Below are 13,533 nucleotides of genomic sequence, written 5' to 3'. Positions count from 1 at the left end.
TTCTGCGAAAAACTTGAAACCTGAAACTTTAAACCATATAAACTAAAAAATAGAATGAAACATTGGATTGAAGCCGCTAGACTGCGCACATTACCTTTATCAGTTTCCGGAATTATAGTTGGAAGTATTTATGCATTGTCAAATCCAACAGAAACGATTAACACTCCGACAGAAGTATTCAGCTGGAAAGTTTTTGGTTTTGCTCTATTGACAACGTTAGGATTACAGGTTTTATCCAATTTTGCAAACGATTATGGCGATGGAGTAAAAGGTACTGATAACGCTGATCGAGTAGGGCCGCAACGCGCTATTCAGAGTGGTGTTATTACGCCTCAGGCCATGAAAAAAGCCATTATTATTACTTCGCTTTTAACTTTATTGTCTGCCATCATATTAATTTATTTTGCTTTTGGAAAAGACAATTTCGGATATTCAATATTTTTTCTATTATTAGGAATCGCGGCTATTGTTTCTGCAATTCGCTATACAGTTGGTAATTCTGCTTATGGTTATAGAGGATTTGGAGATTTATTTGTTTTCATTTTCTTCGGATTAGTGAGTACTTTGGGCGTAAACTTTTTGTACGCAAAAGAAGTTGATCCGCTTTTGATTCTTCCAGCCGTTGCAATCGGGTTATTGAGTGTTGGGGTTTTAAATCTAAACAATATGCGCGATCAGGAATCTGATAAAAAATCGGGCAAAAATACAATTGTAGTGCAATTAGGGGCTAAAAAAGCTAAAAACTACCACTTTTTTCTAATCATTACTGCAATGGTATTAGTAGTTGCATTTGCTATTTTAAGCGATTACAACTTCGATCAATACTTGTTTTTATTGGCTTATATTCCGTTGACAAAACATTTGATCACGGTTTACAAAAATCAAGATCCAAAATTATTAGATCCAGAATTAAAGAAACTGGCATTAAGCACGTTCTTACTTTCTATACTACTTACAGTGTGTATGATTTCTTTGATTTCAGATATCATTGTAAACCTCTTTTTAGGAGGTAGATAAAAATAAACGTTTAATTTAAAAGGTAAAAAAATGAAAATTACATACTACGGACATGCTTCATTGGGAATTGAAGTAGGAGGAAAACATATCATTGTGGATCCATTTATTACCGGAAATCCACAAGCAGCATCAATCAATCTTAGCACAATAAAAGCCGATTATATCTTATTGACGCATGCGCATGCCGATCACGTTCTAGATGTTGAGGCAATTGCTCAAAATACAAAGGCAGTTATTGTTTCTAATGCTGAAATTGCTAGCTATTACGCAAAAAAAGGATTCAATTCTCACCCAATGAATCACGGTGGAAGCTGGAAATTTGATTTCGGAAAAGTAAAATATGTAAACGCAATTCATTCAAGCAGTTTTCCTGACGGTTCTTACGGAGGAAATCCTGGAGGTTTTGTAATCGAAGGAGAACATAAAAATATCTATATCGCTGGAGATACTGCTTTGACTTACGATATGAAATTGATTCCGCTTCGTACAAAATTAGATTTAGCAATTCTTCCAATTGGAGACAACTTTACAATGGATGTTGAAGATGCTATTATTGCTTCAGATTTTGTAGAATGTGACAAAGTTTTAGGATATCACTTTGACACTTTTGGCTATATCGAAATCAATCATGAAGAAGCAATCCGTAAATTTTTCGATAAAGGAAAAGATTTAATGCTTTTACCAATCGGAGATTCTATTGAATTATAATTGTCATCCTGAGCGGAGTCGAAAGAGCTAATCCCGCTATACGCTATATCTTTTGTGGCGAACCCCGCCACAAAAGGATATCGCTGCTATCGGGGCTAGGGCACTCAATTCCATAAGAAAGTTATTTGGCATAATCTATGTTAATTGAATTAAAGTTTTTTAAAGTAAAAATCATTTTAATCTGTGAAATCAGTGGCAATTAAAGCATCATCACAAAATTCAACTTTCAAACCAATCCTATTCTTACTATTTATCGCAATTTCCAGTAATGCGTTTGCACAAAAAGACGGTTATTGGGATAAAGAACGAGCTACAACCAAAGAAATTATGGTTCCTGCGCGAGATAGAATTTCTATACCAACAGAAGATTTACCGGTTGGAACTACAGAAATTGTATATAGAATCACACTTTTAGACAAAAATCAAGAAATGGCCAATAGTTTGGTCTCTTTATTAAAAGCAATTCCAGATCCAACAGGAGTAACCCAGGGTTCGGCTGGTGCTGTTTTCCTGATGTCAAAAATTTCAGGAGATGACAAATGCACTTATTCGATTTTTACGTCTAATGAAAATGCTAAAAAATATATTGCAGACGGTAAAATTGACAATGCTTGCTATTCTCAGGCAGAACCTGTAAGCAAAGATGCCAAACGTTTATCTGTAAACAAATCTTCTTGTTTAAAAGAAGATATAAGTACTATTTGGTTTGGCTTTGAAAGCAAAAATTGGATCTTGAGTCAGAAAGTTGTTATAGAAGTGGTGCCTTGGGTTGATACTAAATTAAGCCGCGGTTGGAATCAAGACAATAAAAACGAAATTATAAGTTTGTGCAAAACGTCTACAATGGCACAAAAAATGGCCAATTCAGACGATTTCTGTGTTTGTATTTTAAATAAAATTATGAAGCAATATCGTTACGACGAGTTTCAAAAATTATTAGCCGTAGAAAAGACAAAAGTGTACAAAGATTTTGGAAACAGCTGTTACAAAGATGCCGATATTTCTAAAAATGTATTCAACGATTTGAGAACGCAAGTTGCTTCTTTAATTAAGGCTCAAAAATACAACGAGGCAATTCCAAAATTAAACACGATTGTAAGCGAAGGCAAAGCAACTGCATTAGATTACAGTTCTTTAGGTTATTGTTATATTTTGACCAAACAATATGCAAAAGCATTAAAAGTACTTTTGGAAGGCGAAAAATTGGATGATACCGAATTATTAGTGAAATTAAATCTAGCGCATACTTATTTGGTAAGCGATGATTATAGTGCTGCTAAAGCTATTTACAAAAAGTACCAAACGCAAAATGTAACAGACAGCTTAAGCTGGATTGCCAAAACAAAATTAGACTTTGCAGCATTTGAAAAAGCAGGTTTACCAACAAAAGATTTTGAAAAAGTCTTAAAATTATACAATTAAGTTTCTGAGCCATGAAGTGCTTCTTAAAGTCTATTTTTTTTAGCTTAGCAACTCAGCATCTTAGCGTCTTAGCGTCTTAGCATCTTTAAAAAAATGAAAGCATCATATCAAAAATATTTATTAGAGTTTAAACGCCCGTCAGGAACTTCAAGAGGGATTATGACCGAGAAAGAAACTTGGTTTATAATTCTGGAAGAAAATGGCAAAAAAGGAATAGGAGAGTGCGGTATACTTCGTGGCTTAAGTGCAGATGACCGTGAGGACTACGAAGAAAAATTAAAATGGGCTTGCGATAACATTCATTTAGGAGAAACCGAACTTTGGAACGCTTTACTAGAATTTCCTTCTATTCAATTTGGCTTAGAAATGGCTTTCTTGTCTCTTAAAAGCGAGAATCCATACATTTTATTCCCTTCAGATTTTACAAAAAACACGAGTTCAATTCCTATAAACGGATTAGTTTGGATGGGTGAAGCTGCTTTTATGAAACAGCAAATAGAAGAGAAATTGGCAGACGGTTTTAACTGTATAAAACTTAAAATTGGTGCTATTGATTTCAATAAAGAATTAGAATTATTGCAATACATTAGAAGCCATTTTTCTCCAGAAGAAATAGAAATCAGAGTAGATGCTAATGGTGCTTTTTCTTCAATAGAGGCTTTAGATAAGCTGAATCAATTAAATCAATTTCAACTTCATAGCATAGAACAGCCAATTAAGAAAGGCCATATTTCAGAAATGGCAGAATTGTGCAAACAAACTCCATTTCCAATTGCGTTGGATGAAGAGCTTATTGGAGTGTTTTCATTTGAAGAAAAAGAAAAATTGCTTCAAGAAATCCAACCCCAATACATCATTTTAAAACCAAGCTTTATTGGTGGTTTCCGTGGTACTCAGGAATGGATTACTCTAGCAGAAAAACATAATATAGGTTGGTGGATTACTTCGGCATTAGAAAGCAATATCGGATTGAATGCCATTGCACAATGGACCTTTACTTTAAATTCGGATATGCCACAAGGTTTAGGAACAGGAGCATTATATACTAATAATATAGATTGCCCACTTGAAGTAAAAAATGGAAAACTTTGGTACAATTCTTCTAAGAATTGGGAAAGGTTCAAAGGTACAGAGTAATAAAGGTAAAATCTCTGAACCTTTGAACCTATTTTTTACTCTTTCCCACCCAAAAGATTTTCTTGCCATTCTTTTAAATCCTGCCATTTGCCTTGATAAGCAAAGAGTGCTTGTTTAGCCCATGTGCTCGGATTATGCATGGCGTAATTTTCTCCGCCAGCATCTAGAATAGACTGCATTTTTTCGGTAGAAGCTTGTGAAAGCTCGTACCAGGTATTAATTCCTGAGGCATTAAACAGAGCTTCTATTTTAGGACCAATTCCTTCTACAATTTTTAAATCATTTTCTTTAATTTTCTTGCCTAAGACATTTGCCGCCAAACCAGCATCAAAAACAATGTCTGCAGGTGCAGTTGCAAAAGATTGTACCGAAGCTTTGGTTTTTGCCGCCAAATCTGCTTCTAGTGTAGCGATTTTTGCATTTAAGTTTCGTGTATTCGCTTTACAGGCATCTAAATCAGCTTGAAGCGATGCTGAAAGCGAATCATCATTTTTAGAATTCATTTTTCCTAGTAAATAACCTAAGATTCCACAAATTAAGCCTATTAGAATAGGTATTAAGATACAAGGTATATTCATGATCGTATATTTTTATGTTATTTAATGGTAATTACAGTTCGTCTGTTTGAAGCTTTTCCTTCTGCAGTATTATTATCGCCAATAGGCTCGTCAGGACCTTTAGATTGTGTTTCAATTCTCGCATTATCGATTCCGTTTTTAGAGAGATAATTTTTTGAGAAATCGGCTCTTTTTTGTCCTAGAACAATATTTGAATCGCGATTACCAACATTATCAGAATGCCCAATAACGACAATCACCGCATCTTTTACATTCTCGGCATATTTGGCGATGTCAGTAACTTTTTGCTTCTCCAAATCGCTTAATTTCTCGCTAGATTTATTGGTGTTGAAGTGCAGAATTAACGGATCAGCATTTATTTTTGCTTTTAATGCGCTCCACTCATCATTTGATGTTGCAGTAGAATCTATCGCTTCAAATAAATATTCTGCAGGCCCAAGAAGTGTGTCGCCACTCATTTTCCATTTGTCTATAATGATACCCTTCGTAGAAAACTGATTTTCTAACAGTCCTTCAGAAACAAAATAATTTTTAACATCATTAGCTCTTGCCAGACCAAGATTTTCAAAAGTAGTAGAATTTGTTTCGTCCGAAGTCGCGTAACCGGTTATTGTAATTTTTTGTTTCGGATTTGCTTCTAAGAATTTCTTTAAGTTATCAATGCCAGTTGTGACCGAGTCGCTTACAGGCATAATAAGCTTTGCACTGTTTTTAAGGAACTTCAAATTATCATTTGTCTGATAATTAAGTCCGGGACCATTTAATACAAACGGAACAAAATTGGGCTCTGTGGCAGTAGGAGTAACTGTTTTTGGAGTAATGTCCGTTGTTGTTTTTTCGCAGCAATTGCAGCAAAATTTCAGATATAAAAAAGTACCCAAAATGATGGTTATTGCAATGCCTAACAGGTAAAGTGCTTTTTTAGACATATATTTCGGATTAAGATTCTATCAAATTTAATTAAAATAATAATCATAACACATTAATAATCAGTTATTTTAATGTTTCGGCATTAAAGTGAAGCAAAATAAATTGACTTGTTTTTCGACTTTTACACGTTCAAAAACATGATTAAAATGAGTAACTTGCATAAAAAAATAATCTACAGTTAAAATGGTTGAAATAGAAAGAAAGTTTCTTGTAAAATCGGATGATTTCAAGAGTCAAGCTTTTAATCAGAATAATATTGCCCAAGGTTATTTGAGTTCTGCTCCTGAGCGTACAGTTCGGATTAGAATTAAAGGGCAAAAAGGCTTTATAACCATAAAAGGAATAAGCCATAGTGGTGGTATGTCTCGTTTTGAATGGGAAAATGAAATTCCGCTAGATGAAGCAAAAGAGCTATTGAAATTATGCGAAAAGGGCAAAATTGAAAAAACACGCTACGAAATAAAATCTGGTGAGCATATCTTTGAAGTAGATGAATTTTATGGAGAAAATGAAGGTTTGGTAATGGCTGAAATCGAGTTAAATTCTGAAAATGAAACTTTTGAAAAACCAGAGTGGTTGGGCGAAGAAGTAACAAACGACGAAAGATATTACAATGCTTACTTGAGCAAAAATCCATATAAAGATTGGCAAAAATAAAATGACAGAATCAAAATACGACCTTATTATTGTGGGAGGCGGGCCAATTGGTCTCGCTTGTGCGATAGAAGCAGAAAAGAAAAAACTGAAATATTTAATTATAGAAAAAGGTGCGATCGTAAATAGCATTTTCAACTATCCGCTCTACATGACTTTTTTTTCTACAGCAGAAAGATTAGAAATTGGCGAGATTCCGTTTAATTGTTTGGCACCAAAACCAGGACGTCAGGAAGCTTTGGAATATTACAGAAACATTCATCGCTATTTTAAATTCAATATCAATTTATTTGAAAAGGTTCTGAGTGTTGAGAAACAAAATGCAATTTTTAAGATTACAACAGATAAACGAAATTATGAAGCTCAAAACGTTGTAGTCGCGACAGGTTTTTATGATATTCCGATTGAAATGAATGTTTTAGGTGAAGCTTTACCCAAGGTACGCCATTACTATAAAGAAGCGCACGAATATGCTTTTAGAAAAGTTTTGGTTGTAGGCGCTAATAATTCGTCTGTAGATGCGGCTTTAGAATGCTGGAGAAAAGGAGCAGAGGTTACCATGGTAATTCGTAAAAACGAAATTAATAGCCGTGTAAAATATTGGGTTAAACCCGATATTGAAAACCGAATTGCAGAAGGAAGTATTAAAGCTTATTTTGAATCTAATATCACCGAAATTAGAGAAAATGAAGTAGAAATTGAAACTCCAAACGGAAAAGTTACAATTGAAAATGATTTCGTTCTAGCTTTAACAGGATATAAACCAGATTTGACTTTTCTAGAAAAAATGGGAATTAAACTTTCTGACGATGAATTAAAAATTCCAGTTTATAATCCCGAAACCATGGAAACTAATGTAGAGGGTTTATTTCTTGCCGGAGTAGTTTGCGGCGGAATGCAGACGCATAAATGGTTTATAGAAAACTCTAGAATTCATGCTAATCTGATTGTAGATTATATAAGCTCAAATTAAGAAATTTGTCTTTTGAGCTATATTTTTAGAGCTAAAAAGCATTTCGACTTCGCTCAATGTGACAAATCTGTAACTAAATACGTTTGTCAGTTCGAGCGGAGTCGAGAACCTTTTGATATTAAGAGCTACAAGATAACATAGAACAGCCAACTTTAGTTCTTGCCCAATCTGGACGTTTTGCAAACCATTTTTCAGATTCAGGCTGTTCGTCATATGGATTTTTCAAAAGCTGAAATAATTCATCAACCAGAGCGTAATCTTCTTTATCTGCAGCATCTATGGCTAATTGAGCCATATAATTTCGAAGTACATATTTTGGATTAATTTGATTCATTTTTAAAGCTCTTTCTTCATCCGAAAGCACTTCGGCATTTAATCTTTTCAAATAAACCGTAAACCATTTTTGCCAAGCATCGAGAATATTTTCTCTTATTTCTTCTGGAATATAAAATGCATATTCAATTTTTTCGAATGCTTGTTCTACAGAATCTTCTTTTTTAATTTTACTCAGATTTCTAAAAAAGATAGTCATATCGGTTTCTGATAACTGCAAAATTTCTTCTAAACCTTTAATAAATTTATCATCAGATTCACTTGAAGTAAAGATTCCTAATTTGCTTAAAAACATTATTTTGTAATCATTCTCAAACTTTGTCATAAATGAATCTAAGATCTTTTCTAAAGGTGCAGCTTCATTAACCAAAGGATAAAGTGCATTGGCTAATTGAAACAAATTCCATTGTGCTACCTGAGGCTGATTTCCGAAACGATATCTTCTATTTTGACTGTCTGTTGTATTTGGCGTCCAGTCTGGATCATAATTTTCAAGCCATCCGTATGGGCCATAATCGATTGTGATTCCATGAATCGACATATTATCGGTATTCATAACACCATGCACAAATCCGACACGTTGCCAATGCAGAATCATTTCGCGAGTTGTATCGGCAACTTTTTGAAAGAATTGTAAATATTGTTCTTTTGGTTCTCCTTTTATTTCAGGAAAATAGTGCCGAATTGTATATTCTACAAACTGTTTCAAATTTCTCAACTCATTTCGAGCCGTAAGCATCTCGAAGCTTCCGAAACGAATAAATGAGGGAGCAACACGACAAACGATCGCACCTTTTTCATAAGCAGGGTTTCCGTTGTACAAAATATCCCTAAAAACTTGATCTCCAGAAAGAGCAAGAGAAAGCGATCGAGTAGTAGGAACACCCAAATAGTGCATTGCTTCGGCACATAAATACTCTCTTATAGAAGAACGTAAAACAGCTAAACCATCTGCAGTTCTTGAATAGGGAGTTTTTCCAGCTCCTTTTAATTGCAGAGTATAAAATTGATTGTTGTTTTCAACTTCCATTAAATTGATTGCGCGACCGTCGCCTAATTGTCCCGCCCAGTTTCCGAATTGATGTCCTGCATAGCACATTGCATAAGGACGTGATTCTGGAAGAATTTCTTTTCCAGAAAAAACATTTAAAAATTCTTCTGATTGAATTTCATCTTTAGAAATCCCAACCAATTCAGCAACTTCTTGAGAAGCATGAATCAATTTTGGATTGGAAGGTTTTACTGGATTTACATACGAAAACAGCGTGTCTTTAACCTGACGAATTTCATTTGTCAAATCTGGATCGGCAGGTAATTCGGCAGTAAAACGATTTTTTATTTTAAGATTTTTCATTTTGTTGATTTTCTTTTTGCCACATATTATACAGAATAGAAGGATGTTATCCCTGTCTTTGTCAGGCTGAACGAAGTCGAAGCTCAAGTCCAATTGGAACGCCCTTCGACTTCGCTCAGGGTGACAAATCTAATTCAGAGATAATTTTAATCTTTCATTTGTGTAATCTGTGGCTAGAACTAAATTTAGCCAATTAACCTATCAGCGTACATTTTTTTAAGTTTTTGAATTTTAGGATCAATTACAACTTGGCAATATCCAGCTTCTTGATTTTCATTATAATAGTTCTGATGATAATCTTCGGCTTCGTAAAAAACTTCAAAAGGCTTTAATTGCGTTACAATTGGATCTGGATATGCAGGCTGAACTTCTTCAAATACTTTTTCTGCAATTTCTTTTTGTTCCTCATTATGATACAGAACTATAGAACGATATTGCGTTCCGCTATCGCCACCTTGACGATTTAAAGTTGTTGGATCATGACTTGTCATGAATATGAAAATTAAGTCATGATATGAAATTATGTCAGGGTTGAAAGTTACTTGAATCACTTCAGCATGTCCTGTTCTACCTGTGCATACTTCGCGATAAGCAGGATTCTTTATAAATCCGTCTGAATAACCTGATTTTATAGATTCTACACCTTTTATACGCTGAATTACAGCTTCAATACACCAAAAACATCCGCCACCAAAGGTAGCAACTGATAAATTTCCCATAAATAATGCTTTCTTTAAATTTAATGCCTATTAATTCGATAGGATATTATGATAATTTATTAAAAAAAAGTTCTTTTAACTAAAAATACCAAACGGTTACGTGGTGTTTGAAGTTTAGTATTGATAAATTCGCAATTTTATAAAAAAACTATATATTTGCACTCAAACACAGGCACAACTAATGAATAGCAAAAATAGTACCATGACCCTGGAAACGTATTTTCAGGAATTTAGACAAAATATTATCGGTATAAACCAAGAATTTACGTCACCTTATGGCAGAAAATCAATAATTTACACCGATTGGACTGCCAGCGGAAGATTATATCGTCCTATTGAAGAAAAATTATTGAATCAATTTGGGCCATTTGTTGCCAATACACATACAGAAACGACTGTTTCTGGTACTGCCATGACAAAAGCGTATCATCATGCTAGACATATTATTAAGCGTCATGCTAATGCAAATCATGATGATGTGCTAATTACAGATGGAACTGGAATGACGGGAGTTATCAATAAGTTTCAGCGTATTTTAGGATTGAAAATTCCTGAAAATTTGAAAGGTTTTACCAATGTTCCTGCTGAGAAAAAGCCAATTGTCTTTATTTCGCATATGGAGCACCATTCTAACCAGACTTCTTGGTTGGAGACTATTGCAGATGTAGAAATTATTCCTTCTTGCGAGAAAGGACTTTTCAATTTAGAAAACCTTGAAGTTTTATTAGAAAAATATAAAGATAGAACGATAAAAATCGCTTCTATTACAGCCTGTTCAAATGTTACTGGATTAAGAACTCCTTTTCACGAAGCGGCAAAATTGATGCATCAGTACAATGGTGTTTGTTTTGTTGATTTTGCTTGTTCTGGACCTTATGTAGAAATAGATATGCATCCTGCTGATCCAGAAGCCTATTTAGATGCTGTTTTTATGTCTCCACATAAATTCTTAGGAGGGCCTGGAACTTCTGGGGTTTTAATTTTCAATAAGAAATTATACAACAATATGATTCCTGATTGCCCTGGCGGAGGAACGGTAAGTTGGACAAATCCTTGGGGCGAACATAAATATATTGATAATATTGAAGATCGTGAAGATGGTGGAACACCAGGATTTCTACAGGTTATTAAAATTGCGCTTGCCATCGAATTGAAAGAAGAAATGGGGATTGAAAACATCATGGAGCGCGAGCACGAAATTGTTGATTATGTTTTCTCTCAATTGGATTCTGTCGAAAATATCAAAATTTTAGCAGGGCAGCACAAAGAGCGTCTTGGGGTCATTTCATTCTTTATTGATGATCTTCACTTTAATTTGGGCGTTAAAATTTTAAACGATCGTTTCGGAATTCAGACTAGAGGCGGGTGCAGTTGTGCGGGAACTTACGGTCATTATTTATTGCATGTTGATCAAGAAACTTCCAATAAGCTGGTTAATGAAATTACAATTGGTGATTTAATCAAAAAACCGGGATGGATTAGAATGTCGATTCACCCAACGACTACAGATAAGGAAATTGCTTTTGTTTGTGAAAGTATAAAAGAGTTGGCAGCAAATCATAAAACTTGGGCTTTGGATTATTCTTATGATAAAATGCGTAACGAGTTTATTCATAAAGATGCAACTTCGTTTGAAGATGAACTAGTTGAAAGTTGGTTTAAATCTTAGATTTTTATTTAACCGCAAAGTTCGCTAAGATATACGCAAAGTTCGCAAAAGTTTTTTCTATAAAAATATTTTTAAAGAACGCAAAGTTTAGTAAACCCGACAGGTTTTTGAAACCTGTCGGGTTTGTCAATTTTACGTATAACCTTTGTCAAAGTTTGAAACTTTGACAAAGGTCTTCTAAGGCAATTAATTTGTTATTTCTTATGAAAACACAAATTTTTCTGCTTCATAAAAATTACATAATCAATCGTACACCACCAAGATCGGCTACACGGTAAGAGAATTTGTTTCCTGGAGAACCGATAAACATAAAGTTTTTTGGGATTTTCCATTTTTCAGAAAGCTCGTCGATTATTTCGGGACCAAATGTGCCTTCAATTTCGATGTATTCTATATCTAGTCCGCCGTAAGCGCGATCTAAAACTTCTAGATCTTTTTTAAGCGCTTCGTTGTCTACAGGATCTTTTTTGACATGAACAATTTTTAGTTTCTTCGTGGTTTCATTGTCTTCAACGTATTGTAAGACTTTGTTCAAGATCGTAATGTCATCTCCTTTTGTAAAGAAAACAAACTCTTGAGAGTTAATTTCGGAACTTAGTTTTTCCAGATAACGATTACTGAGAATAACCATCTTGCGCAATGGCTGATAGAAATATTCTAAAGCTTCTATTAATAGACGTATTAAAATAACACGATTAAGCATAATTCCAATAAAAAGTAAGGCTGGAATCATATATTGCAAAAAGGTATAAAACGTATTGATGTTGAGAAGCATGTTTCCAAAAAAAGCAGCTATTACAGAAGCTACTGCAATTACGACCGCAATACCTCGCGCACGTTCTGGTCTTGGCAGTTTTCTGCGTTTGTATTTTAAAAGCAGATTTCCGATTCCGAAAAGAGCCATAACGGCTAAAAATGAAAAAGTATAAACTCCAGCAAGAGATTCCAAATGCCCGTTTGTCGCAAAAAGAACAGAAATACAAAGAATTAGAAAACTTAAAACAATTCTATAATGAGAACCTCTTTTATTTTGTTTTAGAAAATAATTAGGAAGAATTCGGTCTAATGTCATTCGGTTCAAAAGCCCTGAAACTCCTACAAATGAGGTTAAAACGGCTCCACAAAGCACCATGACAGCATCTATAGAGATCATCCATGCTAACCAAGACCCACCTGTTGTTTCTCCTAAATGCGCTAAAAGTGATTCTTTGTTTTCTCCAACTTCTGTTAGCGGAATTACGCTGATTAACAAAATAGCAATTACGGGATTGAAGAAACTTACGATTCCCCACATGTTTCGAAGCGTTTTAGGAAAAACGCCTTGTTCTTGTTCTTCAACAAAATTGGCTGAACTCTCAAAACCTGATATCCCTAACATGGCTGCCGAAAAGCCAAGAAAAAGAGCCGTTTGTATGCTTCCTGACGAAATTGGTGTTTGCCAATTGATATGAAAAGTATCTAATCCGTGTGTTAGGACAAACCAGATTGACGCTAAAACCAACAAAGTCAAGGTTCCTAAATGTGTCATAAAAATAATGACGGCCACAAATGCCGATTCTCCGATTCCTAAAATGGCTAATCCCGTAAACAGAATTAAAACGACTACTGTTGCAATGGTTACATTTAGACCTTCAAAGATTCCATGCAAATAATGCATTCCCTCAGAAGCAGAAATTACAGCAGTTGCCATATAGGATAAAACCGTTAAAGTCGCTGCTAAAGAAGCCAGACGTTTGGTCGAAGTGTTTAATAAAACATTGTAAGCACCACCATTTAAGGGAATTGCTCCAACAACTTCAGCGTAAATTTTACGGAAAAGAAATAATACAACAGCAACAATTAGAAGTGAAATCCAAGCATATTGACCTGCGTATAAAATGGTCAAGGCTGAAACATATAAGCAAGAAGAGCTAATGTCGTTTCCGCAAATTGCAGTTGCCTGTAATTCATTTAATTTTTTGTGTACGATTTCTTTCATTAGTATCTAAAATTTACACTTTTAGTAAAATTAAGTAACAAAAAAATTAGAATCGGGCGTG

12 protein-coding genes are annotated in these 13,533 nt (G+C 34.5%); 7 read left to right on the top strand and 5 right to left on the bottom strand.

Annotated elements, in window-relative coordinates; translation table 11 throughout:
* Positions 1-54 precede the first annotated feature (54 nt).
* The 4 genes from menA (at position 55) to menC (ending at position 4,284) form a co-directional block, all read left to right on the top strand.
* A complete protein-coding gene (menA, locus tag ACFO3N_RS22400) occupies positions 55-1,017 on the top strand; it encodes a 1,4-dihydroxy-2-naphthoate octaprenyltransferase (RefSeq protein ID WP_379801051.1) in 963 nt (320 codons plus the stop codon).
* A 30-nt stretch (positions 1,018-1,047) separates the two neighbouring features.
* Positions 1,048-1,725: a metal-dependent hydrolase gene (locus ACFO3N_RS22395; RefSeq protein ID WP_379801050.1), complete on the top strand. Its 678-nt coding sequence runs from the start codon at positions 1,048-1,050 to the stop codon at positions 1,723-1,725.
* A gap of 183 nt (positions 1,726-1,908) precedes the next feature.
* On the top strand, positions 1,909-3,147 hold the full coding sequence (locus ACFO3N_RS22390) for a tetratricopeptide repeat protein (protein ID WP_379801049.1): 1,239 nt from the start codon (positions 1,909-1,911) through the stop codon (positions 3,145-3,147).
* Between the two features lie 93 nt (positions 3,148-3,240).
* Positions 3,241-4,284: an o-succinylbenzoate synthase gene (menC, locus tag ACFO3N_RS22385; RefSeq protein ID WP_379801048.1), complete on the top strand. Its 1,044-nt coding sequence runs from the start codon at positions 3,241-3,243 to the stop codon at positions 4,282-4,284.
* Between the two features lie 35 nt (positions 4,285-4,319).
* Here menC and ACFO3N_RS22380 read toward each other — a convergent pair whose 3' ends face one another.
* Both ACFO3N_RS22380 and ACFO3N_RS22375 read right to left on the bottom strand, forming a co-directional pair.
* Positions 4,320-4,862, bottom strand: a complete 543-nt coding sequence (locus ACFO3N_RS22380; RefSeq protein WP_379801047.1) for a hypothetical protein — start codon at positions 4,860-4,862, stop codon at positions 4,320-4,322.
* A gap of 17 nt (positions 4,863-4,879) precedes the next feature.
* On the bottom strand, positions 4,880-5,791 hold the full coding sequence (locus ACFO3N_RS22375) for an OmpA family protein (protein WP_379801046.1): 912 nt from the start codon (positions 5,789-5,791) through the stop codon (positions 4,880-4,882).
* A gap of 184 nt (positions 5,792-5,975) precedes the next feature.
* Here ACFO3N_RS22375 and ACFO3N_RS22370 point away from each other — a divergent pair, with 184 nt between their 5' ends.
* Together ACFO3N_RS22370 and ACFO3N_RS22365 are read left to right on the top strand one after the other, a co-directional pair.
* A complete protein-coding gene (locus tag ACFO3N_RS22370; RefSeq protein WP_379801045.1) occupies positions 5,976-6,449 on the top strand; it encodes a CYTH domain-containing protein in 474 nt (157 codons plus the stop codon).
* 1 nt (position 6,450) lies between these two features.
* Complete coding sequence (locus ACFO3N_RS22365; protein WP_379801044.1) at positions 6,451-7,419, top strand: YpdA family putative bacillithiol disulfide reductase; 969 nt, start codon at positions 6,451-6,453, stop codon at positions 7,417-7,419.
* A gap of 118 nt (positions 7,420-7,537) precedes the next feature.
* On the opposite strand, the gene ACFO3N_RS22360 is transcribed toward ACFO3N_RS22365, so the two are convergent.
* Positions 7,538-9,106, bottom strand: coding sequence for a protein adenylyltransferase SelO (locus tag ACFO3N_RS22360; RefSeq protein ID WP_379801043.1), 1,569 nt, complete (start codon positions 9,104-9,106; stop codon positions 7,538-7,540).
* Between the two features lie 185 nt (positions 9,107-9,291).
* Positions 9,292-9,825, bottom strand: a complete 534-nt coding sequence (msrA, locus tag ACFO3N_RS22355; RefSeq protein WP_379801042.1) for a peptide-methionine (S)-S-oxide reductase MsrA — start codon at positions 9,823-9,825, stop codon at positions 9,292-9,294.
* Between the two features lie 181 nt (positions 9,826-10,006).
* Between msrA and ACFO3N_RS22350 the strand changes: the two genes are divergently transcribed.
* The gene (locus ACFO3N_RS22350) at positions 10,007-11,494 is read left to right on the top strand and encodes an aminotransferase class V-fold PLP-dependent enzyme (protein ID WP_379801041.1); all 1,488 of its coding nucleotides are present in this window, start codon (positions 10,007-10,009) and stop codon (positions 11,492-11,494) included.
* 235 nt (positions 11,495-11,729) lie between these two features.
* On the opposite strand, the gene ACFO3N_RS22345 is transcribed toward ACFO3N_RS22350, so the two are convergent.
* The gene (locus tag ACFO3N_RS22345) at positions 11,730-13,472 is read right to left on the bottom strand and encodes an APC family permease (RefSeq protein WP_379801040.1); all 1,743 of its coding nucleotides are present in this window, start codon (positions 13,470-13,472) and stop codon (positions 11,730-11,732) included.
* Positions 13,473-13,533: the final 61 nt, after the last annotated feature.

Origin of the sequence: Flavobacterium chungangensis, from assembly GCF_042654045.1 — a bacterium.
In the GTDB taxonomy this organism is placed as follows: Bacteria; Bacteroidota; Bacteroidia; order Flavobacteriales; family Flavobacteriaceae; genus Flavobacterium; species Flavobacterium chungangensis.
The sequence above is the reverse complement of the archived record's forward strand: the minus strand, read 5'-3'. Positions and strand labels throughout refer to the sequence as shown.